Origin of the sequence: Tardiphaga robiniae (genome assembly GCF_013359755.1) — a bacterium.
Classification (GTDB): domain Bacteria; phylum Pseudomonadota; class Alphaproteobacteria; order Rhizobiales; family Xanthobacteraceae; genus Tardiphaga; species Tardiphaga robiniae.
Window position 1 is genome coordinate 119,521 of record NZ_JABMCJ010000089.1, and the last position, 21,506, is coordinate 141,026.

At 60.8% G+C, this 21,506-nt stretch carries 19 protein-coding genes; 17 read left to right on the forward strand and 2 right to left on the reverse strand.

What is annotated here, in order from left to right; translation table 11 throughout:
• The first annotated feature begins 6 nt into the window (after nt 1-6).
• The 11 genes from HP556_RS19700 to HP556_RS19750 all read left to right on the forward strand — a co-directional run bounded on the left by HP556_RS19700 (nt 7) and on the right by HP556_RS19750 (nt 12,272).
• Nucleotides 7-969 carry an ABC transporter substrate-binding protein gene (locus HP556_RS19700; RefSeq protein WP_175368228.1) on the forward strand — a complete coding sequence of 321 codons (963 nt, stop codon included), beginning with the start codon at nt 7-9 and terminating at the stop codon, nt 967-969.
• Nucleotides 969-1,814, forward strand: coding sequence for an ABC transporter ATP-binding protein (locus HP556_RS19705; protein WP_210269251.1), 846 nt, complete (start codon nt 969-971; stop codon nt 1,812-1,814). The genes HP556_RS19700 and HP556_RS19705 overlap by 1 nt, the downstream gene beginning before the upstream one ends.
• Nucleotides 1,811-2,572 carry an ABC transporter permease gene (locus tag HP556_RS19710; protein WP_175368229.1) on the forward strand — a complete coding sequence of 254 codons (762 nt, stop codon included), beginning with the start codon at nt 1,811-1,813 and terminating at the stop codon, nt 2,570-2,572. The genes HP556_RS19705 and HP556_RS19710 overlap by 4 nt, the downstream gene beginning before the upstream one ends.
• Before the next feature lie 37 nt (nt 2,573-2,609).
• The gene (locus tag HP556_RS19715) at nt 2,610-4,148 is read left to right on the forward strand and encodes an NAD(P)-binding domain-containing protein (RefSeq protein WP_175368230.1); all 1,539 of its coding nucleotides are present in this window, start codon (nt 2,610-2,612) and stop codon (nt 4,146-4,148) included.
• Nucleotides 4,149-4,223: 75 nt separating this feature from the next.
• The gene (locus HP556_RS30500; RefSeq protein ID WP_120288889.1) at nt 4,224-5,018 is read left to right on the forward strand and encodes an IclR family transcriptional regulator; all 795 of its coding nucleotides are present in this window, start codon (nt 4,224-4,226) and stop codon (nt 5,016-5,018) included.
• A 151-nt stretch (nt 5,019-5,169) separates the two neighbouring features.
• The gene (locus tag HP556_RS19725) at nt 5,170-6,207 is read left to right on the forward strand and encodes a BMP family protein (protein ID WP_175368231.1); all 1,038 of its coding nucleotides are present in this window, start codon (nt 5,170-5,172) and stop codon (nt 6,205-6,207) included.
• 23 nt (nt 6,208-6,230) lie between these two features.
• On the forward strand, nt 6,231-7,745 hold the full coding sequence (locus tag HP556_RS19730) for an ABC transporter ATP-binding protein (protein WP_175368232.1): 1,515 nt from the start codon (nt 6,231-6,233) through the stop codon (nt 7,743-7,745).
• A complete protein-coding gene (locus HP556_RS19735) occupies nt 7,742-8,848 on the forward strand; it encodes an ABC transporter permease (RefSeq protein WP_175368233.1) in 1,107 nt (368 codons plus the stop codon). Before HP556_RS19730 ends, HP556_RS19735 begins: the two co-directional genes overlap by 4 nt.
• Nucleotides 8,849-8,850: 2 nt before the next feature.
• Complete coding sequence (locus HP556_RS19740) at nt 8,851-9,774, forward strand: ABC transporter permease (RefSeq protein WP_175368234.1); 924 nt, start codon at nt 8,851-8,853, stop codon at nt 9,772-9,774.
• A gap of 27 nt (nt 9,775-9,801) precedes the next feature.
• Nucleotides 9,802-10,902: a cyanuric acid amidohydrolase gene (gene atzD / locus HP556_RS19745; protein WP_175368235.1), complete on the forward strand. Its 1,101-nt coding sequence runs from the start codon at nt 9,802-9,804 to the stop codon at nt 10,900-10,902.
• Complete coding sequence (locus tag HP556_RS19750; protein WP_120289253.1) at nt 10,899-12,272, forward strand: amidase; 1,374 nt, start codon at nt 10,899-10,901, stop codon at nt 12,270-12,272. Before atzD ends, HP556_RS19750 begins: the two co-directional genes overlap by 4 nt.
• Before the next feature lie 309 nt (nt 12,273-12,581).
• Here the strand turns inward: HP556_RS19750 and HP556_RS19755 are convergent, their stop codons facing one another.
• Nucleotides 12,582-13,472: a LysR family transcriptional regulator gene (locus tag HP556_RS19755; protein ID WP_120288895.1), complete on the reverse strand. Its 891-nt coding sequence runs from the start codon at nt 13,470-13,472 to the stop codon at nt 12,582-12,584.
• A gap of 101 nt (nt 13,473-13,573) precedes the next feature.
• On the opposite strand from HP556_RS19755, the gene HP556_RS19760 reads away from it, so the two are divergent.
• Nucleotides 13,574-14,785, forward strand: a complete 1,212-nt coding sequence (locus tag HP556_RS19760; RefSeq protein ID WP_120288896.1) for an MFS transporter — start codon at nt 13,574-13,576, stop codon at nt 14,783-14,785.
• Between the two features lie 619 nt (nt 14,786-15,404).
• Here HP556_RS19760 and HP556_RS19765 read toward each other — a convergent pair.
• Nucleotides 15,405-16,223 carry an enoyl-CoA hydratase-related protein gene (locus tag HP556_RS19765; protein WP_175368249.1) on the reverse strand — a complete coding sequence of 273 codons (819 nt, stop codon included), beginning with the start codon at nt 16,221-16,223 and terminating at the stop codon, nt 15,405-15,407.
• Nucleotides 16,224-16,518: 295 nt separating this feature from the next.
• Between HP556_RS19765 and HP556_RS19770 the strand changes: the two genes are divergently transcribed.
• The 5 genes from HP556_RS19770 to HP556_RS19790 all read left to right on the forward strand — a co-directional run bounded on the left by HP556_RS19770 (nt 16,519) and on the right by HP556_RS19790 (nt 21,249).
• Nucleotides 16,519-17,385, forward strand: coding sequence for a helix-turn-helix domain-containing protein (locus HP556_RS19770; protein WP_175368236.1), 867 nt, complete (start codon nt 16,519-16,521; stop codon nt 17,383-17,385).
• A gap of 126 nt (nt 17,386-17,511) precedes the next feature.
• A complete protein-coding gene (locus HP556_RS19775; protein ID WP_175368237.1) occupies nt 17,512-18,720 on the forward strand; it encodes a CaiB/BaiF CoA transferase family protein in 1,209 nt (402 codons plus the stop codon).
• Between the two features lies 1 nt (nt 18,721).
• A complete protein-coding gene (locus HP556_RS19780) occupies nt 18,722-19,462 on the forward strand; it encodes an SDR family NAD(P)-dependent oxidoreductase (protein WP_175368238.1) in 741 nt (246 codons plus the stop codon).
• Nucleotides 19,462-20,106 (forward strand): glutathione S-transferase family protein, encoded by a 645-nt coding sequence (locus HP556_RS19785; protein WP_175368239.1) that lies wholly within the window; start codon nt 19,462-19,464, stop codon nt 20,104-20,106. Before HP556_RS19780 ends, HP556_RS19785 begins: the two co-directional genes overlap by 1 nt.
• A 159-nt stretch (nt 20,107-20,265) precedes the next feature.
• Nucleotides 20,266-21,249, forward strand: coding sequence for a Bug family tripartite tricarboxylate transporter substrate binding protein (locus HP556_RS19790; protein WP_175368240.1), 984 nt, complete (start codon nt 20,266-20,268; stop codon nt 21,247-21,249).
• The last annotated feature ends 257 nt before the right edge of the window (nt 21,250-21,506 follow it).

A 21,506-nucleotide genomic window follows, 5' to 3' on the forward strand; every position in this document is an offset into this window, starting at 1 on the left:
ACGGACATGAGAAAAATCATACTTCTGACCACTCTGCTTGCGGCGACCGGCTTTGCAGCGCCCTCCTTTGCGGCGGACAAGGTCATCGTTGGATATGGAACTGGCACCACGGCGCTTCCATATTTCGTCGGCGTCGAGACCGGTATTTTCGCCAAACACGGCATCGATATCGAAGGCGCTAAGATTCCGCTCAATTCGAATCTGCAAAGCTCGCTGATTGCGAACCAGATCGACGCCGCTGCGGTCATGCTGGCGGTTGAGGGCATGGCAGGCAACTTCGTCAAGCCGGGATCGATCACCTATATTTCGTTGAACGCACAAAGCGACGACTACCGCATGGAGCAGTTCGTTGCCCGCAAGGGTGTGGACATCAAGTCGCTTGCGGATTTCAAGGGCAAGAAGCTGGTCGCGGCGCCGGGCATTGGCAATGTGACAATCGCCAAGGCGGCTCTGCAGGCGGCAGGTCTGAAAGAGGGCGACTACAAGCTCGATCAGCTCGACACTTCCCAGCACATCAACGTGCTGACCTCCGGCCAGTATGATGGCGCCTTCACCCTCGAGCCCAATGCCACCATGATGAGGGCCAAGGATGTCGCCTACACGGTCGAGGCGGGCGTCGTTGCCGATATCGTGCTCGGCAACCGCAAGGCCAAGGCCTATATGGCGGGCGGTGCACTATCGCAGAAGTTCCTGGCGGATCGGCCGGAGGTCGCAAAGCGCTATGTCGCTGCGTGGGACGAGGCGCTTGATTTCATCAAGCAGAAGCCGACCGAGGCGCGCCAGACCCTTCTGAAATACACGCCGACTGCACCCGAGATCGTCAACGACGTGCCGTTGGTGTTGTTCTCGAAAATTTCGGATGTCAGTCAGGCGGATATCGAGAATTTCCAGAAGTATATCGATTTCTCGGTAAAAATCGGTGTGATCCCCGGCGCCGTCGATGTCCGGCGTTACATCGTGAAGTTCTGATGAGCGCGGACGCTCGCACTTCCATTCTGAAACCGATGTCCGTCGCGGGCAATCCCGATGCGCCGGTCGATACCCGCCCGTCAAAGTTCCGGCGCCCGCACGTGACCGTGCGGGGGCTTACCAAGCGTTTCGATGACCGCACGATCTATGAGAAGTTCGATCTCGATCTGCCGCGCGGGCAGTTCGTTTCGATCTTCGGCCCGAACGGTTGCGGAAAATCAACATTGATGAACATGATTGCCGGCCTGATCCCGGTGGACGAAGGACAGATTCTGTTCGACGGCCAGACCATCGATGAGATCCGGTTCGGCTATGTCTTCCAGAACTACCGTGACGCCCTGTTCCCGTGGATCAGCGCGTGGGACAACATCGCCTATCCTCTGCGTTTCATGAAGGTACCGAAGGCGGAGCGCAACAGACGCGTCGATGCGCTAGTGAAGAAATTCGATGTTCGCATCAATCTGAAACAGTACCCGTATCAAATGTCCGGCGGACAGCAACAGCTTGTCTCGATTTTGCGCGCGCTCGTGGTCGATCCAGAGATTCTCTTTCTCGACGAGCCATTCTCCGCCCTCGACTATGAGATGACTTTGTTCATGCGCGACCAGATGCAGCGCATGTTCCAGGAAACCGGAACGACGACGATTATCGTTTCCCATGATCTCGACGAGGCCGTCTATCTCGCCGACCGCATCCTGCTGCTGTCTCGCGCGCCGGCCAAGGTCGTCGATTTTCCGATAGTGGATGTGCCGCGCCCGCGCAATGCGCTGACACTGGCGGATCCAGAGTTCAACCGCGTTAAGGGGCATTGCCTCGAAATCTTCCAGCAGCAGGTCAGAAAATGAAGAGCAAGACCCTTGATCGGCTGCGTCCGTTTATTGGAGTCGTGATCCTCATTGGCATATGGCAGGCCATCGTCACGCTCAAGATCGTCGACCCTGTGCTGCTTCCGTCGCCGGGCAAGACGTTCTCGGCTGTTTACACCGGACTGTTCGAACAGGGCCGGCTGGCCTTCGATTTCGGCAAGACGGTCGAGCGCGCTTGTATGGGCATTGCGCTGGCGACGGTGATAGGCGTTCCGGTCGGCGTCATTCTTGGGGCGTCGGAAAACGTCTACCGCTCCGTCGAGTTCATTATCGATTTTTTTCGTTCGACGCCGGCATCGGCCGTCTTTCCGCTGTTTCTCCTGTTGTTCGGCGTCGGTGAGATCACAAAAGTCTATATCTCCGCTTTCGGCGCATCGCTCGCGATCATTTTTAATGTTGCTTATGGCGTCATGAACGCGCGCAAGACACGCGTGCTTGCTGCGAAGATCATGGGTGCGCCGCCGTTGCAGCGGATGCTGGTAGTGCTGCTTGAATCGTTGCCGCAAACTTTCATCGGCCTGCGCATGGGAGCAACCCTCGCGCTCGTGCTGATGATCACGTCGGAGATGCTGCTCGGTGCGATCGATGGACTTGGTTTGCGGATCTTCGAGGAGCAGCAGCTGTTCAATATGCCGGGGATGTATGCGGCGATTTTCTGTTCCGGGCTTCTGGGTTATACGCTGAACCTATTTTTCTTCATAACAGAACGCCGGTTCGTCCATTGGGCTGGTCGATAATGCGTCAATCTCGCGACCGCGGCGCCTTGGAGTTTCTATGAATAAATATGTGAAAGACGATAGGTTTACGTCGCCGCAGCATTCGGAGGCCGTCGACGTAGCTGGCTGGATGCCCGAGGTGCCGTATGCCGACGAAAGCGCCTTTGCGGACGGCAAGGTGCAACTGCCAAAGACGATAAGTGAGCTGGCCGCCCATGCGCGCCGCGAAATGAATATTGCCCGCTATCCATCCAAGCATTGGTGTCTGCCGCGCACCAGCCCGGATGGCACGCAGGCACTGGACGTGCTGGTGGTCGGCGGCGGGCAGGCTGGTTTTGGCGTTGCTCATGCGCTCAAGCGCTCGCACATCGATAACATCCTCGTCGTCGAGGCCGAGCAGGAGGGCAGGGAAGGCCCGTGGGGTACATATGCCCGCATGCCGACGCTGCGAACCCACAAGGACAATGGTGGTCTTGAGGCCGGCATTCCCTCGCTGTCATTTCGGGCCTGGTATGAAGTGCAGCACGGCTACGGCAGCTGGCAGGCGCTCTATAAGGTGCCGACCGCTGCGTGGCATGCGTATCTTTCGTGGTTTCGTGAGGTCGCTGAACTTCCGGTACGCAACGAGACGCGCTTCGAAGGTTTCAGCCGCGACGGGTCTGGACTTATCGCCGCGCAGGTTACGGGACCGGCGGGGAGCTATACTTTGTTCACCCGCGCGCTGGTGCTGGCCACGGGTATCGAGGGAAATGGAATTCGCAATCTGCCCAGTTTGATCGGCGACGACATTCCGCGCGCGCTCTATGCGCATACCCAGGACGACATCGACTTTGCCGCTCTGAAAGGGAAGAAAGTTCTGGCGCTCGGCGGCGGCGCCTCTGCATACGACAATGCCATCATGGCCGCGGAGGCCGGCGCCGACGTGCACGTGTTCCATCGCGTGAAAGAGCTGGTGTCGGTCAATCCGGGTACCTGGGGTGAATTCAACGGCTATCTGGCACATTATGTCGAATTGCCGCCGGCGGCGAAATGGCGGTTCGCCAAGACGTTCGGCACGATCAAGAGCGGACCGCCAATCGCCACGCTGAAGCGGGCGCAGTCGATGGACAACCTTGCCATTCATCCCGGTGAAAGCTGGACCAGCATTGCTCACGAGGGCAATCGTCTAACGGTTGCGGCGACCAGCGGCACCTACGAGGCGGATTTCCTGATCCTCGGCACAGGCTACCGTCTTGATCTGTCCGCCGTCCCGGCGCTGAAAGATCAACTCGACGATATAGCGCTGTGGCGCGATATGTACACGCCGCCAGCAGACCTGCCTGGCAATGGCCTCGAACTCGCGCCCTGGCTGAACCGGGATTTCACGTTCTGCCCGAAGCCGGGCGGTATGCGGAGCTGGCATGACCAAGTGTTCAATTTCTCACGTGGCGCGCAGTTGTCGATGGGCACGCAGACGATCGGCCTGTCCGGTATTCGCTTCGGGATGGCCCGGCTGGCCGGCTGTGTGGAGAGCTATTTCTTCAAGCAGGACAGTGCGCTCTATCTCGAAGGCCTGCAGAGCTGGCAGACGCGCGACCTGGCCGCATTGGATACCTGAGGACTTATCGTGCAGGCTTGACTTCTGGTATGGTAGCGTCGGCGCGTAAACGCCGGACATCAACCGGAGAGACCCGTGGCGCAAGACCCCGAAACTGGACAGACATCAGGCGTTCGCTCGGTCGATCGTGCACTGGCGATCCTGCAAGCGGTTGCGGGCAGCCATGATGGTGCCACGCTTGCTGACGTCGCTCGGCAGCTATCGCTATCGCCCTCGACGGGGCATCGTCTTCTGACAACGTTACAGGAACGTGGTTTCGTTCGTTTTGAACGGCGAACGGGCCGTTGGATGATTGGGCGTTCGGCGCTCAATGTAGGCGCCAACTACGCCGCGTCACGCGATATTGTCGCACTAGCGCAGCCTTTCATGCAGCAGGCGTCGGTCCTGTGCGGCGAGACCATCAATCTCGGATTGCTGGAAGACGGTCACGTGACCTTTCTCTATCGAGTCGAGCCGCGAACGCGCCGTAGCTACGTTCCAGAGGCGCGCGTTAGGATCCCGGCTCATGGATCCAGTATCGGCAAGGCGCTGCTCTCCATGATGCCCGAGCGCGAGGTTCAGTCGTGCCTGGAGCAGAATACGCTCGTCCCGCTCACGCCGCATACGCTGCTCTCGCAGAATGCTCTGCGGCAGGAATTCGAGTCGATCCGGCGCGACGGTTATGCCGTCGACAACCAGGAAAACACGTTAGGGCTACGATGCCTGGCTGCGGCGATTTCCGATGAGTATCGCCGGCCCGTTGCGGCGCTGTCGATGGCGGCCCCTATCGAACGCCTCAAACTTCAGCAAGTTGCTCAACTGGGAAGCATGATCGCCTCCCTGGCTGGAGATATCACGACGGCCTGGAGCGGTCGGCCGGCGGTACGCTAGGCCCGTAGCGGGCCGAGGCCTTGGAGAAGGCTGGCGATCTTCGGTCGGCCATCTCACCACGTGGAATAGGATTGCATTGACGATCGCGCGGGCCAGTTGTGGTGCCAGTCTTGCTTGGTGAGGTCATGTACCGCCTGTGCAAGGAGCTGCCATGAGTGTTCTGACCAAGGATTCGCCGACAAGCCGTTCGCGCGCTGCGTTTGTTGGCCTGTTTGGATTGTGTGCCGCCATCTTTGCCGGACCGGCTGGTGCGGCCGAAAAGGCTGCTTTCCTGCTGCCTGGCAGCATCAACGACCAGAGCTGGAACGCGCAGGGCTACCAGGGTGCCGAGAAGCTCAAGGCTGTCGGCTGGGACGTAGCCTATACCGAAAACGTGCAGGTCGCCGACATGGTCGAGGCGCTGCGCGATTATGCGCGCAAGGATTACAAGGTTGTGGTCGGTCACACCGGCCGGTTCCTATCGGCGATGGAGCGTATCGGTCCCGATTTCCCGAAGACGCTGTTCATTGTCGGTTCGGGCTCAGCCGGCGCCGGGACTAACGTGACCTCAATAGACTACGACAACACGCAGTTCGGCTTCATGATGGGCGTGCTGGCCGCGCGCATGAGCAGGACCGGCAAGATCGGTTCGGTGAACAGCCTCGAAGGGTTGCCGAACGTGGTCGCGCAAGTCGGCGGTTTCCGCAAGGGTGCCAAGAGCGTGCGCCCCGACATCGAGGTTAAGGTCATCTACATCAAAAGCATGGAAGACGCGGCCGAAGCCAAAGAGGCTGCATTGTCGCTGATCGCAGGCGGAGCCGACTTCATCAGCGGAAAGTTGAATGCGGGCCAGACCGGCATCATTCAGGCCGCCAAGGAAAAGGGAGTTTACGCCAACGGACGTTCGTTCGGTCACAGCGAGATCGCACCAGATGCCGTGCTGACCAACATCGTCGAAAAATGGTCCGACATGTATTCGCAGACGGCGCAGGAGCAGGCTAAGTCCGGCGGAGTCGGTGGAAAATACGTGCTCTACGGCCTGAACACGCCCGGCAGCACTGGTGCCGAGCTTGCCTACAATGCGACACAGCCGTTGAATCCCGCCGTGCCTGCGAGCGTGGCTAACGAACTGGACGCGTTGAAAGGAAAGTTCAAGGACGGGTCGCTCAAGATCGCTGTCAACCGCGAAGACGCGCACGGAGGAATCTGACCCTTGGCTATGGATTGATGCCCATGCTTGAGATGCGCGGCATCAAGAAAGCCTATGGCACTGTGCAGGCCAACCGCGGCATTGATCTCGATGTCGCGGCGGGCCAGATCGTTGGGCTACTCGGCGAGAACGGCTCCGGCAAAAGTACATTGATGAAGCTGCTGTTCGGTGTCGTCAGCGCAGATGCCGGGACGATCCGCTTCAAGGACAAGCCGCTCTCTGGGCATGGCCCCGCGCAGGCGATGGCTGCTGGCCTCGGCATGATCCATCAGCACTTCACGCTGGTGGAAGCGATGAGCGTGACTGAAAACGTCATGCTCGGTGCTCCTGGCTCGAGTCCCTGGCTGTCGCCGCGCGAGACGGCCAGCCGTATCAGGCAGGAGAGTGCGACTTACGGGCTCGACATCGACCCCGACGCGATGATCGGCGACCTGCCGCACGGCCGGCGGCAACGCGTCGAGATCGTCAAGGCGATTCTGCGCGGCGCGGATCTGCTGATCCTGGATGAGCCGACGTCCAACCTCAGCCCGCCGGAAGTCGAAGGACTATTGGGCATCATGGCTCGGTTGCGTGACCAGGGTCGGGCCATCGTCTTCATCTCGCACAAGCTCGACGAAGTGATCGCGATCTGCAGTGAAGTCGTAGTGCTGCGCGATGGTGCAGTTGCTGGAACATGCCGGGTGGAAGGTGCAACACGCGCCGGTCTGGCACGGATGATGGTGGGTCGGGACATGCCGCCACCCATCGCGCGCGAAGCTACCGCCGCGGGCCGCAACGTTTTGCATGTCGGACAGATGGCGCTAACCGAGCGTGGAGTGGAACGTCTGGCTCCGATTTCATTCTCGTTGCGTGCCGGAGAAATTCTCGCGATCGCAGGGATCGACGGCAACGGACAGACTGAACTGGCTGAATGTCTGGCGGGCCTGCGGCTTCCGACGGCAGGCGGTATCGACCTCGACGGTCACGATATCACGCTGGCAAGCGTCGGCGAGCGGACAGAATTGGGGATGGCCTATATTCCCGTCGATCGAGCCACGATGTCGCTGGTCACCGGAATGAGCGTCTCCGACAATCTGGCGTTGCGCGATTTCGACAAGCCGCCGCTGTCCCGGGGTGGATACCTGGCACGTAGCTACTTTGCGGAACGCGCCCGGGAGATGTCACAGCGTTTCGCGATCAAGGCCTCGGGCCCTGACATCGCCGCGCGGACGTTGTCGGGCGGCAATCAGCAGAAGATCGTGCTGGCGCGGGAGATCGGCCGACATCCTGCAGTCATGATCGCGCACCAGCCGGTCTGGGGGCTGGATCCCGGCGCCACACATTTCGTTATCGAGCAGATCTTGGCGCTGCGGGCCGCTGGCGGCGCAATCATCTATATCTCATCGTCTCTGGAAGAAGTGATGACGCTCGGCGACCGCATCGCGGTGATGCAGGGGGGGCGGCTGTCAATCCCGATCGACCGCGACACTGTAGACCTGACGCAGATCGGACTGATGATGGCAGGGGACGACAGCTTGATCCATGGCGCCGCGGCATGACCATCCTCTCTAATATCGACACGGTGAACAATGAGCCTCCACCGCGGAAGGTCACGTTCATGAAAGCTGCCAGCGTACTGCGGCGTTTGCTGGCAGGTACGGCGACACGCGCGACCCTGGCGGTGGCGCTGGCGCTGCTCGTAACTGCGGTGCTGATCCTGATCTCCGGCAAAAATCCGCTGCTTGCCTATGCCGCGCTATTAAAGGGAGCATTCGGCTCGATCGACCGCATCGCATTCGGCTTCAACAAGAGTACGCCGTATATTCTCGCCGGTCTTGGCGTTGCACTGTGCTTTCGCGCCAATGTCATCAATATCGGCGCCGAAGGGCAGATCGCGGTCGGCGGTATCGGCGCTACGGCGGTCGCGCTGAGCGGCCTGGCGTTGCCCGGCCTATTGCTGATGCCGCTTGCGCTGCTTGCGGGTGTTGTATGCGGCGCTGCGTGGTCTGGGCTTGCCGCCTTCGTCAGCCTCAAGCGCGGCGTTCATGAGGTTCTATGCACGCTGTTGCTGAATTTCGTCGGCGTCCTTCTTGTCAGCGAAATGTTGCATGGGAAACTGGGCGAACCGGGAGCCGGATTTCCGCAGTCACCGTTGCTGCCGCGGGCCATCTGGTTGCCGAAGCTGGTGGCCGGTACTGATCTGCATATCGGCATCGTTTTGGCAGTGATCGCGACCGTTGCTTGTCATATCCTGTTCTGGCGCACGACATTTGGTTTTCGCCTGCGGATCATGGGAGCCAGCCGGGATGCCGCACGTTATGTCGGTATTTCCAGTATCCGGCAGACCATGCGCGTGATGCTGACCGCCGGCGGCTTGGCGGGATTGGCCGGCGGTGTCGAAGTGCTCGGTGTGCATTATCGATTGATCGAGGGATTCTCGGCAGGATTCGGTTTCAACGCCGTGGGCGTAGCATTGCTGGCCTCGCTCAATCCCCTGGCCGTTCTGCCCGCCGGATTGTTCATTGGATTTCTGGAAGCGGGTGCGCTCGCCATGCAGCGTGAGGTCGGCGTGCCGTCATCGCTTGTCTTCGTCATTCAGGGACTGACGATGGTGTTCGTGCTGTGCGCGCTCGGATTGCGCGGCGAGCGAAGCAAGGTGTGACCATGGATCTCATGATGATTGCGGATCTCGCCGCTGCCACCGTCCGGATTTCGACACCGCTATTGTTTGCCGCTCTGGGCGGGTTGTTGAGCGAAAAGGCCGGCACATTCGCCGTCGGCATCGAGGGCATGATGCTTGCCGGAGCATTCACAGGCGCGATCTCGGCATTTGTGTTCGGCAACGTCGCCCTCGGTTTTGCCCTTGCCGCACTGGGCGGTGCAGCGACGGGAAGCCTGCTCGCTTTCGCAACGGCGCGCTGCCGCGCCGACCAGATGGTGACAGGCCTCGCTGTAAACGTGCTGGTTCTGGGCTTGTCCAGTTTCTTGCTGCGCGGACTGTTCGGCGGACGTGCTCCCGTAATCCGACTGACGCCCCCGGGCACATGGCCGTTGCCCTGGCTCTCGGAGATTCCAGTCATGGGACCTGTCCTGTTTCGACAGTCTGCGATTGTCTATCTGGCGTTCCTACTCGTTGTTCCGTTGACACTGTTTCTGACCAAGACGCGGGCAGGGCTGACATTGCGGGCGGTTGGTGAAAATCCGGAAGCCGCATTCGCGGCCGGTTATGATCCGATCCGCATCCGCATGATCGCTATCGTCGCGGGGGGCGCTTTGGCAGGGCTGGGCGGGGCCGTGCTTGCTCTTCAGGAGGTCGGCAGCTTCACGGACGGCATGACGAACGGTCGCGGTTTCATAGCGCTTGCTGCCATCATGGTCGGCCGCTGGACACCGGTCGGTGCCATCGCTGGATGTCTGATCTTCGGCTTCGTGTCCGCGCTGGAACTGCGCGCCCAAAGCTGGGGCTTGCCGGTCAGTTCCTACGTGATGCAGATGATGCCTTATTGCCTCGCGCTCGCATTGCTCGCTGGCGTGAGTCGGTCCGCCCGCCTACCGGCGGCGATCGGTGTTCCCTTCATCCGACATTAATACACACGCTGATCCGATGGAGTCCCTATGCATATCAACGTTCACAAGGTCGATATGGCTTCCCCGAGTGACGTTTCGGGGCTAGCTGCGCTGATCGATGCCGGCACGATCGATCCTGCGACGATCGTCGCATTGATCGGAAAAACAGAAGGCAATGGCGGCGCCAATGATTTTACCCGCGGTTTCGCCACGCTGTCCTATCAATTGCTGCTCGCCAAGAACCTTGCTATTTCGCCTGAGGACGTAGGCAAGCGCATCGCATTCGTTTGGTCCGGTGGCACCGAGGGCGTGCTGTCGCCTCACGCGACCATCCTGACAAGAACGCCGGCACAGGGCACGCCGGACGGCACCAAGCGGTTGGCGATCGGCATCACCATGACAGGTACGATCGCGCCGGAGGAGATCGGGACCAAGCGGCATGCATCTGCTGTCGCCGATGCCGTTCGGGAGGCTTTGGTGGAGGCCGGCATTAACAACCTTGATGATGTGCACTACGTCCAGGTGAAGGGGCCGCTTTTGACTCCGGCCGGCATCGCGGATGCGGACCGGCGCGGCGTCGCCACCGCGACGCGCGATCCGAACGGCTCGAAGGCATTTGCGCGCGGTGCGATGGCGCTGGGGGTAGCCCTGGGTCTCGGCGAGATCACGCAGGAGACGTTCGACACAACACGGATCGCTGGCGATCTCGATGTTTATTCGGCAGTTGCTTCCACATCGGCAGGCGGCGAGCTCATCAGCTGCGAGATTCTGCTGTTTGGCAATTCAAGTCAGGCAACCAGCCCGTGCCGCATGGGCCATGCAATCCTGAAAGACGCGATCGACGCCAGCGGCGTTCGCCGCGCGCTGGCCAGTGCGGGGCTGTCGCTGTCGGCAGAGCCGACGGAGGATGAGACATCCCGGATTGCGGCGATCTTCGCGAAAGCAGAGGCCAGCCCGACGGGCAAGATCAGGGGCCATCGCAACACCATGCTGTCGGATGCCGACATCAACTATGAGCGGCACGCGCGCGCCGCCTTGGGCGCTGTCATCGCATCAGTGACATCTGATACCGCAATCTTCGTGTCGGGCGGAACAGAGCATCAATGCGCACCGGGCGAAGCGCCGATCGCGGCGATCGCCCGGATATGAGCAGCACCGCTCCGCTCTGGACACTGACCGCAGCTCAGCTGAATCAGGCTTTTGCGGCGCGGATCGCAACACCGAGTGACGCAGTGGAGTCTATCCTCGCCCGCCACGACGAGGTCAATCCGCGCATCAACGCCGTCGTGACGCTGGATCGCGACGGTGCCAGGATCGCGGCGGCACAAAGCACGGCGCGGTGGCGCGCCGGTGCATCCAAAAGTGCCCTCGATGGTGTTCCGATTACCATCAAGGACAACATCCATGTCGCCGGGCTACGGACGACCTGGGGCAGCCGGCTCTTTGCCGATCACGTCCCGACGCGCGACGAAACACCTGTCGCAAGACTGCGCGACGCCGGCGCAATTATTCTCGGGAAAACAAACGTGCCGGAATTCACCGTGCAGGGGATCACTGACAACGCGCTGTTCGGCGCGACGCGCAATCCGTGGAATCCCGACCTGACACCAGGTGGTTCGAGTGGTGGTGCAGTTGGAGCTGTCGCTGCGGGTATTGGGCCGCTGGCTCTGTGCACCGATGGCGGCGGTTCGATCCGGCGTCCTGCAGGTCACACCGGGCTCGTCGGCTTCAAGCCGTCACGCGGGTTGGTGCCACGCGCGCATGGGTTGCCTGCGATCCTGCACGATTTCGAAGTTGCCGGACCGATCGGCCGGAGCCTCCGCGATGTAAAGATCATGCTTGATATCATCGCGGGTACTGAGTCGATCGCTCCGGAAGCCACTTCGAGACCGTTGCGCATTGCTTACATCCCGACATTCTCCGATGCGCCGGTCGATCCGACTATCGCCCGTAGTGTCGCAGCGGCTGCTAAAGCTTTTGCCGAACAAGGTCATCACGTGGAGCGACTTGACCATTTCGTTCTGGCTGAACCAATCGGCGCGATCTGGCCGACGCTCAGCGAAACCGGCGTCGCTTGGCTACTAGATCGGTATCCTGATCGGGATGGCGACGTCGGTGCCGGTGTCGCCGCGATGTCGGAGCGCGGTCGTCTGCATACGGCGCGGGATTACTTGAACCTGCTTCAGACGGTCGCCGATGTGGAGCATGAATTCATCGCATTGTTCGCGCGCTTTGATGTTCTGTTGTTGCCGACGGCAGCTGCACAGCCCTGGCCGATCGGCTTGTCGCATCCTGCTATGATTGACGGGCGACCGGTGGGACCTCGCGGGCATGCCGTTTTCACGGCGTTCGCCAATGCCCTGGGCCTTCCGGCCATCTCTATCCCCGGCGATCCAGCAGATGACGGGATGCCGATCGGCATACAGCTCTGCGGTGCGTGTGGCGCTGACGCACTCGTGTTTCGTGTCGCGGCGATCTTATCATCCGATATAGTGGCGGATATCCAGAACATAAGCTGAGCTGCGATCCGCAAATTTGAAGCTATGGACGCGATGCGTCGACAGTCACGCACCGGCGTGCGCGGGTTGATTCATCATGTTGTTGGAGTGAACAAAAAACGGCACGGCAGTCAAGCGTCGAACTCTTTGATGACACCCTCCGGCGCGTGCGTTCGTTGGCGCAAGTAACGCTTGTCTGCTTTTGGCGCAAAGCGGACACACGCGTAAAAGCTTCTGCGTGAGCTAAGCTCATCATTGGATCAAATGTGCAGTTATGCAGACCATACTGGCGGATAAGGGTTGCATGCGGATGTAGCACTCTGCGGATCTCTACCGCCGTCCCGCGTATTCCACCCCAAGTATACTTTCGAGTTCTGCGATGAACATGCGGACCTTCGGCAGCACGAGTTTTGCGCTCGGGTAGACGACCCAGATGGTGTGATCGCCCGCGCTGGCGTCGTCGAGTTCGAGGCGAACGAGCGTGCCGTCCCGCAAGTTCTCGCGGACGTTCCAATGAGAAAGAAGCGTGATCCCTGCGCCGTGCACACAGGCATCGTGCAGGGCGTCGGCGGTGGCGGTCAGGCGCACGTTGAGGGCCACCTGCCGCTCGCGGCCATCGATCCGGAGCGGCCAGCGGTTCATCGCGGACAGCGACAGGCATGCGTGGTGCTTCAAATCCGCGGCGGTGCGAGGCCGTCCGAATGCTTCGATGTAGCTGGGCGCCGCCACCAACACGCGGGGGCTGATTCCGATTGGGCGGGCCACCAGGCTATTCTCTCTGGGCTCCGTAAATCGGATCGCCAGGTCCATTCCTGTCCCCGTGATGTCCACGACGTCGTCGGTCAGCTCCAGATCGATCCGAAGTGAAGGGTGGGTCTTTAGCAAGCGCGGAACGATGGGGGCGATGAGCTTTCGTCCGAAGGCCGTCGAGGTGTTTACCCGCAGCGTTCCGGAGACGCCTTCCCTGGCGGCCCGAAGATTGGCGCGTGCAGCGAGTTCGCCTTCGACGAGCGCCTGCGCGTAGGGCAGGAACGCTTCGCCCTCCGGTGTTAGCGACATCGAACGCGTCGTCCGGTGAAACAGCCGGACGCCGAGATCCTTTTCGAGAGCGGCCAGCCGGCGTGTCGCCACCATGGGAGAGATTTGCAGTCGGCGAGCGGCCCCCGCAAGACTTCCCGCCAAGGCTGCATCGACCAGTACGGCGACGGCGTCGGTGTCCATTGTATCTTAATCCGATATGAGGGCTTATCGATTGGGGACACTACCGCGGAAATCGATGCAACGCTAGTTGTGGCTCAGCAACGCATTCAAAAGGGTTTCCGATGTCCGAACTTGCAACGCCCTCCGTCGAGACCGTCGCTCGACCGTTCGGGCGCCCTCTGGCCTTCGTCATGGCCACCGCGACCGGCATCGCGGTGGCCAACATCTACTACAATCAGCCGATGCTCGGGGTGATTCAGGCCGCATTCCCCGGCCAGAGCGCTGCGGAGCTAATCCCGACGGCCACCCAGATCGGCTATGCCGCCGGGCTGTTTCTCCTCGTGCCGCTGGGCGACATGATGGATCGGCGACGACTCATCATCGTGCAATTTGGTTTGCTGGCCGTTGCGCTCGCACTCGCCGCCCTGGCGCCGACCGCCTGGGCCCTGGTCGCGGCGTCCCTGGTGGTCGGAATGACGTCGACCGTCGCGCAGCAGATAATTCCGTTTGCGGCCTCTCTGGCGTCGCCTGAGCGGCGCGGCCAGACCGTCGGCACGATCATGTCAGGATTGTTGTGCGGGTTGTTGTTCAGCCGCACATTGGCAGGCTTCGTCGCAAGCCATGCAGGATGGCGCGACATGTTCTGGTTGGGGGCTCCTCTGGCCATCGTTGCCGGAACTACGATGGCGACCGCTCTTCCTCGTAACAATCCCTACGTGGCGATGCCGTATGGCGACGCCATGAAGTCCATGGTCAAGCTGTGGAGTTCCGAGCCAACGCTTCGTTCGGCGACCATTGTGCAAGCCGCTCTGTTCGCGTCGTTCACGGTCTTCTGGACCATCCTCGCCCTGCACCTGCGCGAGCCACATCTCGCGCTCGGCGCGGATGTCGCGGGTCTCTTCGGGATTGTCGGTGCCGTCGGCGTCTTTGCGGCCCCGATGGCCGGTCGGCTTGCAGATCGTCGCGGTCCGCACGTGGTCGCCGGTGTCGGAATCGCGATCACGGTCGCCTCGTGGTTCATCTTCGGCTTCTGGAGCAGCCTGTTTGGGCTGATCGTCGGCGTCGTCGTTCTCGATTTCGGCGTGACGAGTGCATTGATCTCCAATCAGCACGTGGTCTTCGGGCTTCATCCTCAGGCGCGCGGAAGAATCAACACGATTTTCATGACTGGCATGTTTCTCGGCGGATCGCTGGGATCGGCCGGTGCGACGATCGCCTGGAACGAGGGAGGCTGGATTGCCGTGAGCATGTTCGGTGCTGCGCTCGCGCTATTTGCGGCCGGTGTCCACGTCTATGTCCGCACGCGACAAATGCGACCGCGGCAAACGGGATGAATGGCGCAGCCTTGAAAACGGCTCCCGACCTGTCGCATCAGGTCGGGATTTAACATGTCTGACCTGCGCATTGTTATGCCATCGCTGAGATACCGCAGTGACTCCCGCCAGGGTGCCAAGATCCTTGAAAACCGAGCGAGGGCAGTTCATGGCGCAAAGCGGACATCGTTGACCCACGAAATCTCCCTCGTAGCATCGCTGCCGCTCGGATGGCCGCACAGCATCAACACGTTGGTTTCAACTAGCGATAGCCTGCCGTGCGATTAATTCTTGGCGATTGTAAGCTGGACCCATACTTCATTGCTCGCGACGTCGGTCGCGGCTCTGGTGTAGGTCTACATCGTCGCAGATCCTCGGTATCAGTGTCGAACTCGCGGTGGTGTACAGTTAGATGTGGAAGAGCGGTGAACAGGTGAACGAAAAGTGGTCGGCGTCAAATGACGTAGTGCACGCCGTGCCAGTTATGAGCGTCGTCGAGTTTTACGGTCTCGACGTGAATATACGTGCAGATCTTGCATAGGTAGACTCTCACCTCGACCCCGTCGTCGTACTTGCAGTGTCGATCTAAAGACATCTGGAAACGGCATCTCAGGCAACGCGTATTGTCTGCCATCTGCGCTCACCGCAACACCGCTGGACGCTTCTCGACGAACGCTCTGACGGCTTCGCGATGCTCCTCGGTCTGCGCGGAGCGGACCAGCCGCTCGGCCTCCTTGTCTAAAGATGCGGCGAAGCCGAGGTGTTGCACCTCGTCCAGGTTGTCTTTCATGGCACCGTAGGCCTCAGCGGGTCCATTCGCCAATCTCAACGCGATCATGAACGCCTCTTCGGCAAGCCTGTCGGCGGCCACGATCCGATTGAATAATCCCATAGTTTCGCAGCGTTGTGCATCGACTCTGTCGGACAACAACATCAGTTCTCTTGCGCGGGCGGCTCCCACCGCTCGCGTGAGTAGCCAGGCGATGCCGTAGTCGCCGCTCAGCCCGATTCTGGCATAGGCCGTACTGACGAATGCTTGCTCCGCTGCGATGCGGATATCGCAGGCCAATGCGAGCGAGAGGCCTGCGCCTGCAGCCGCACCGGGAAGGGCCGCGACCGTCGGCTTCCGCATCTCGAACAGCGCGCCGGTCAAAGTGCGTTGACGTTCGATCAGGCGCGTTACTTTCTGACCAAAGGTTAGTTCGTCTGTGCTGCTGCGGTCGCCCATGCCTTTCACATCGCCACCCGCGCAGAAAGCCTCGCCGGCGCCGGTGATCAGCACCGCGCGTATGCCATTGTCGGTCGAGCAGTATGCGATCATCCGGCGCAGGGCGGGTGTGAGTTTGTCCGACAGCGCATTGCGGGCCGCCGGGCGATTGAGCGTGATCACGGCGACCCGACGGTCGATATGACAAAGCAATTCGTCCGTTCCCGTTTCGACCGAAACTGGCGTCAAGATCGTCATGAAGAGTCCCCCCGTCGTGCACTGTTCGAAAATTGACAGTTCTAAAATAGAACTATAATCTTCGGGCAAGAGGCTGCAAGGCAGGATCGTCTCCGCTTGAGCCGATTGTCAAAGACGGCTGAATGACCGTCGGGAGGAAATAGATGCGCGGTCTGTCCGCGAAGTCCGATGGACTTCCGACGGAGCGATGTTGTGCCCGGTCGCGTGGAAACAGCATCCTCATCTCGAGCCATCCAGGCGTTGCGGTTGCCGAGCGAGTTGTGCATCGACGCGCAGGGGAGACAGTCGCATGAGCAATGTATCCGAGAATGGAGAATTCATCAGGATCGTCGGCGGTCGCGTGCTGTCTAACACCGTCGTCCGCACGCCCGTAATCCGGATTGAAAGCTTCCGCAGGGACGTGTCGAAGCAGGTTCAATGGCATTTCAAGCAGCCAGAACTAGCGCTCTTCTTCTATAGGAGGGGTGCGCGGAAGCTGCGCGGCAAGATGGATGGTCAGTCGTTCGACCAGCAACTTGCCGGCAACTTGGCCGTCTATCCGGCTGGCTTGGAGATCGACGGCGAATTCACCGTCACATCGGCAAAGTCGGATTATACAGTCGTGTTCTTCGACCAGACGTTCATATCGGAACGACTTCCAAGCTTTGCGGCAGCGCCGAGACTGGGGTTCGATAACCCCGCAATCGCCTTCGGACTGGAAGAACTGTGCAGCGAGCCGCATCATGACGACGATGTCTATGCGATGATGGCAGAGGGCTGGGCAATCCAGACACTCGCTGTTCTAAAGCGGATGAGCGGCACCAAGACGCCGCTTGGCAACCGAGGCGGTCTCACCCAGTGCAATCTTAAAAGGATCTCCGAGTTCGTCGAGGAAAACCTCGGTCGGTCGATCGGATTGATGGAGATGGCTTCGCTGGTCGGATTGAGCACTCGACATTTCATTAGGGCATTTTCCGAAAGTACCGGTGATACCCCCCATCAGTATGTCATCGGTCGGCGCATTGAGCGCGCCAAATACCTTATTACTAGTGAGAAGTGTTCGCTGACGGAAATTGGCCTTGCAGTTGGCTTCAGCCATTCGCAACATTTCACGACGAAATTCAAACAGCACACTGGTCTTTGTCCGTCGGGCTTTCGCGCCGCGGTGCGGCATTAGCAAAGTCGGAAAGCAATGTCGCTTTCACGTAGATCCGGCACTATCTGGCAAGCCTGGTCGCCCGCGTTCTTCTAACAGATCCACTCAACGGTGCGTCGTGCGCCGAATGCAGTGGGAATGGAACGCATGCCAGGGCCTCTTTTGGGAGTTCGCGTACTTGATCTGACCAGCGTCGTGTCGGGTCCATTTGCAACCATGTTCTTGGCGGACCAGGGCGCTGAGGTCATCAAGATCGAGCCGCTGGGCGGTGACATCACGCGCCGCAGCCGGGCAGCCATCGACAAGGCCGGGCAGTTCTCGGCGCTGTTCATCTCGTCGAACCGAGGCAAGCGCTCGATCTCGCTCGATATCAAAAGCGAAGCCGGTGCGCGGATTGTCAAGAAGCTCATCGCTCAGTCCGATGTCCTCGTGCAGAACTTTCGCCCGGGTACGATGGAGCGTCTCGGGTTGGGAGCCGACGAACTCCGGGCGCAATATCCGCGCCTCATCTACGTTTCGATCAGCGGGGTCGGTGAAACCGGGCCGTACGCCAAGAAACGCGTCTACGATCCGATCGTCCAGGGGCTATCGGGTTTCGCCGACATCCAGTCGCAGGCCGGCACCAACCGACCTCAGATGATACGGACCATCGTCGCGGACAAGACGACGGCAGTGCTGACGGCACAGGCCGTGTCCTCGGCGCTCTATGCGCGCGAGAAGACTGGACGCGGCGATCACATTCGGGTCGCGATGCTGGACGCCATGCTGTCGTTCCTGTGGCCTGAAGGCATGATGCAACACACCGTCGTCGGCGCGGAGGCCTCGTCGCCGGATCCTAATGATCGCCCCGATCTGATCTTCAAGACTGTGGACGGCTATATCACCGCGGGCACGATCTCGGATTCCGAGTGGCAGGGCTTCTGCCGCGCCACCGACGACCCCGAGCTCGTCAAGGACGAGAGGTTTGCGACGCCTGCGGGGCGCTCGGTCAATGCCACCGCGCGCATCAACAAGATGCAGGAATACATCGCCACCCGGACCACGGCCGAATGGCTTACCAGGCTGGACACCGCGGACGTGCCATGTGCACCGGTGCTGCGCCGTAGCGAGATCGTCGCCAACGAGCAGGTGGTGGCGCGCGGCATCATCGAAGAGTTCGAGCAGCCGTCCGTCGGCCGCGTCCGTCAGCCGAAACCTGCGGCCCGGTTCGAAGAGCGCCCGGCGGCCATAGGCGGGCCGGCACCACGCATTGGCGAGCATAGTCGGGAGATCCTGCGTGATCTTGGATTCGACGATGCGGCAATCACGGAAATGACCCTGTCGAAGGTCGTCCGAATTGAAGGCGAGGGACGTTGACATGACTGACAAGAAGCAGGTGGCGCTCCTGGTGGGAGCGGGGGATGCAATTGGCGCGGCCGTCGCGCGGCGATTCGCACAGGGGGGATACGCGATCTGTATCGCGCGGCGCGATGCTGAAAAGTCTGCGGGCCTGGTCGAGGAGCTGCGCGCACAGGGCCACGATGTCCAAGCCAGATCGATCGACGCGCGCAACGAGGAAGAAGTGCAGCGGCTGTTCCAGACGGTCGAAGATGAGATGGGCGCCATCGCGGTGTGTCTGTTCAATGCCGGATCCAATGTGCAGAAGCCACTGCTCGAGACAACCGGGAAGCTGTTCTTCAAGGCCTGGGAACTAGCCTGCTATGCCGGCTTCTTGGTGGGACGTGAGGCAGCGAAGCATATGGTGCCGCGCGGCGCCGGCACGATGCTGTTCACCGGCGCGACGGCCAGCATGCGCGGCGGCAGCGGCTTTGCCGCTTTCTCGGCAGCGAAATTCGGTCTGCGGGCCGTCGCGCAGGCCATGGCGCGAGAGCTCGGACCGAAGAACATCCACGTCGTGCACCTGCTGATCGATGCCGGCGTCGACAGCGAGGCGATCCATGAACGGATGAGGAGCCGGGGCCTGGATCCTGCAGCCCGCCAGCCCGACAGCCTCACTACGACGGCGTCGATTGCGGAAGCCTATTGGTTCGCCCATGCGCAGAAGCGAGACGGATGGACGCATGAACTCGATCTTCGGCCGGCTGCGGAGAAATGGTGATGAACCCGGAACTCGTGTTGTGGGGCGTTGGCACCAGCCGGACCATCCGACCTCACTGGGCGCTTCATGAATTGAAGCTCCCCTATACCCGAAAGCCGATCCTGCCGCGGACGGGGGAGACCGAGACGCCCGAATATACGGCCCTCAATCCCCGGCAAAAGGTGCCGCTGTTGCAGGACCACGCGCTCGTCATCGGCGAGAGCGCTGCGATCATCGCCTATCTAGCCAAAACCTATCCCGACCAGGCCGCCTCCCTCATTCCGAAAGACTCCGAGACTTACGCGAAGTGGCTCGAATGGTGTTTCTTCATCGTCACCGAACTGGATTCCACGAGCCTGTACGTTATGAGGCGGCATGGGCAGATCAAGGGACTGTCTCACATCTATGGTGATGCACCGGGCGTTGTCGCCCAGGCTGCGGAGTATTTCCGGAAGCAGTTGAAGCACGTCGATGCCGCGCTGTCCGACGGGCGGGAATATCTCCTGGGCGAACAGTTCACCACCGCAGACATCCTGCTGACCACGTGTCTGACCTGGGCCATCGATTATCAGGTGGCGATCTGCGACAGCGCGACGCCTTATCTCGACCGTGTGCTGAATCGCCCCGCCTATCGGGATGCCTCGGCGGCCAACAAGCCGGGCTGATCGCTCCGACAAGACCGGGCGGCGTTGCAGCGTAACACCGGCGACGCTGGCCGCGCGTAAGCGAAATTGCGCCCGGCCTCAAGACGACGATCCGCAGCCGAACAGGCCTCAATGACGCGGACGGAAAAATGACGACGCCTATCAGAGGGAGGATGAAGAATGAAAATAACGCGCCGGTCTTTCTTGGCCGCAACGGCGTCCACCGTTGCATTCCCGTCGATCGCACGATCGGCGGCGGACACCTGGCCGCAGCGACCGATCAGGATCGTCGTCGGCTTCGCCCCGGGCGGACAGACCGACGTCTATGCGCGGATGTATGCCGAGTTCATCGGAAGCCAGACCGGCGTGCCGGTGATCGTCGAGAACAAGACCGGCGCGCTCGGTTCGATTGCCGGGGCCGAGGTCAAGCGGGCAGCGCCGGACGGCTATACCATTCTGTTCAATACGTCTGGCGCGATGACCGTGAACCGCGTGCTGGTAAAGGATCTTGCCTACGACACGGATAAGGATTTTCAGCTGGTTTCGGCGATGCCGACGGGTGGACTGCCGCTCATCACGCGCAAGCAGCTGGGCATCACCGACCTCGACGGCGTCGTTCGCTATGCGCGCGCGACGGGGCGCATGACGCTCGGAACGTTCGGGGTCGGCTCACCTCCGCACCTCACGATCCTCGCGCTCAACAAGCAATATGGCCTGAACATCGAGCCGATCCACTATCGCGGCGAGGCGCCGATGTTCACCGACATGCTGGCACAGACGGTCGACGGCGGTATCGGTACGATCGTTGGCGCGCAGCCCGTCCTACAGAGCGGGGCGGGTGCAGTCGTCGCCGTGCCACGGAAGCGGCTCACGACCTTCCCGGAAGTCAGGACGTTTGCCGAGCAGGGGGCGGATTCGCCGCTCTTCGGACTGCTGACCTATCAATGCTGTGCGGTGCCCACCGGTACGCCAACGGCCATTGCCGAACGCCTGTCGGATCTCATCATGCAGGCGGCGCAGACCGAAAAGGTCAGGACCATGTTCGCGACCTTCGGTATCGATGAAGGACCGATGTCGATGCAGGCGACACGCGAACTCTATGCGCGGGAAGCGCCGATCTGGGTCGACCTTGCAAAGCAGGCAATCGCAGATCGGAAAACCTAGCGTCCGATCCAGCCCCGTCTCATCGACGGGCGGCGTCGCGTCAGCTTCCACTTGCGCGGCGACAATTTGGCGATTGACAAGTTCTTTAAAAGAACTGACCTTGATCACCAAGATTATGCCGGCGCCCGTTGCATTCCGGCGGATACGGCGCGTGCCCTTGACGTAACGTGCTGCGCCCTGGCCCGACCAGTAGCCCGATGACATCGCCCAGGCCGCATTGTGGCTGCCGCCTCCGGTGAAGCCGCCGCAAATGAGCT

Excerpts from the sequence above, each read along its gene's own strand:
- HP556_RS19700 (WP_175368228.1), top strand. The coding sequence starts at position 7 with ATGAGAAAAATCATACTTCTGACCACTCTGCTTGCGGCGACCGGCTTT.
- HP556_RS19705 (WP_210269251.1), top strand. The coding sequence starts at position 969 with ATGAGCGCGGACGCTCGCACTTCCATTCTGAAACCGATGTCCGTCGCG.
- HP556_RS19710 (WP_175368229.1), top strand. The coding sequence starts at position 1,811 with ATGAAGAGCAAGACCCTTGATCGGCTGCGTCCGTTTATTGGAGTCGTG.
- HP556_RS19715 (WP_175368230.1), top strand. The coding sequence starts at position 2,610 with ATGAATAAATATGTGAAAGACGATAGGTTTACGTCGCCGCAGCATTCG.
- HP556_RS19725 (WP_175368231.1), top strand. The coding sequence starts at position 5,170 with ATGAGTGTTCTGACCAAGGATTCGCCGACAAGCCGTTCGCGCGCTGCG.
- HP556_RS19730 (WP_175368232.1), top strand. The coding sequence starts at position 6,231 with ATGCTTGAGATGCGCGGCATCAAGAAAGCCTATGGCACTGTGCAGGCC.
- HP556_RS19735 (WP_175368233.1), top strand. The coding sequence starts at position 7,742 with ATGACCATCCTCTCTAATATCGACACGGTGAACAATGAGCCTCCACCG.
- HP556_RS19740 (WP_175368234.1), top strand. The coding sequence starts at position 8,851 with ATGGATCTCATGATGATTGCGGATCTCGCCGCTGCCACCGTCCGGATT.
- atzD (WP_175368235.1), top strand. The coding sequence starts at position 9,802 with ATGCATATCAACGTTCACAAGGTCGATATGGCTTCCCCGAGTGACGTT.
- HP556_RS19750 (WP_120289253.1), top strand. The coding sequence starts at position 10,899 with ATGAGCAGCACCGCTCCGCTCTGGACACTGACCGCAGCTCAGCTGAAT.
- HP556_RS19755 (WP_120288895.1), bottom strand. The coding sequence starts at position 13,472 with ATGGACACCGACGCCGTCGCCGTACTGGTCGATGCAGCCTTGGCGGGA.
- HP556_RS19760 (WP_120288896.1), top strand. The coding sequence starts at position 13,574 with ATGTCCGAACTTGCAACGCCCTCCGTCGAGACCGTCGCTCGACCGTTC.
- HP556_RS19770 (WP_175368236.1), top strand. The coding sequence starts at position 16,519 with ATGAGCAATGTATCCGAGAATGGAGAATTCATCAGGATCGTCGGCGGT.
- HP556_RS19775 (WP_175368237.1), top strand. The coding sequence starts at position 17,512 with ATGCCAGGGCCTCTTTTGGGAGTTCGCGTACTTGATCTGACCAGCGTC.
- HP556_RS19780 (WP_175368238.1), top strand. The coding sequence starts at position 18,722 with ATGACTGACAAGAAGCAGGTGGCGCTCCTGGTGGGAGCGGGGGATGCA.
- HP556_RS19785 (WP_175368239.1), top strand. The coding sequence starts at position 19,462 with ATGAACCCGGAACTCGTGTTGTGGGGCGTTGGCACCAGCCGGACCATC.
- HP556_RS19790 (WP_175368240.1), top strand. The coding sequence starts at position 20,266 with ATGAAAATAACGCGCCGGTCTTTCTTGGCCGCAACGGCGTCCACCGTT.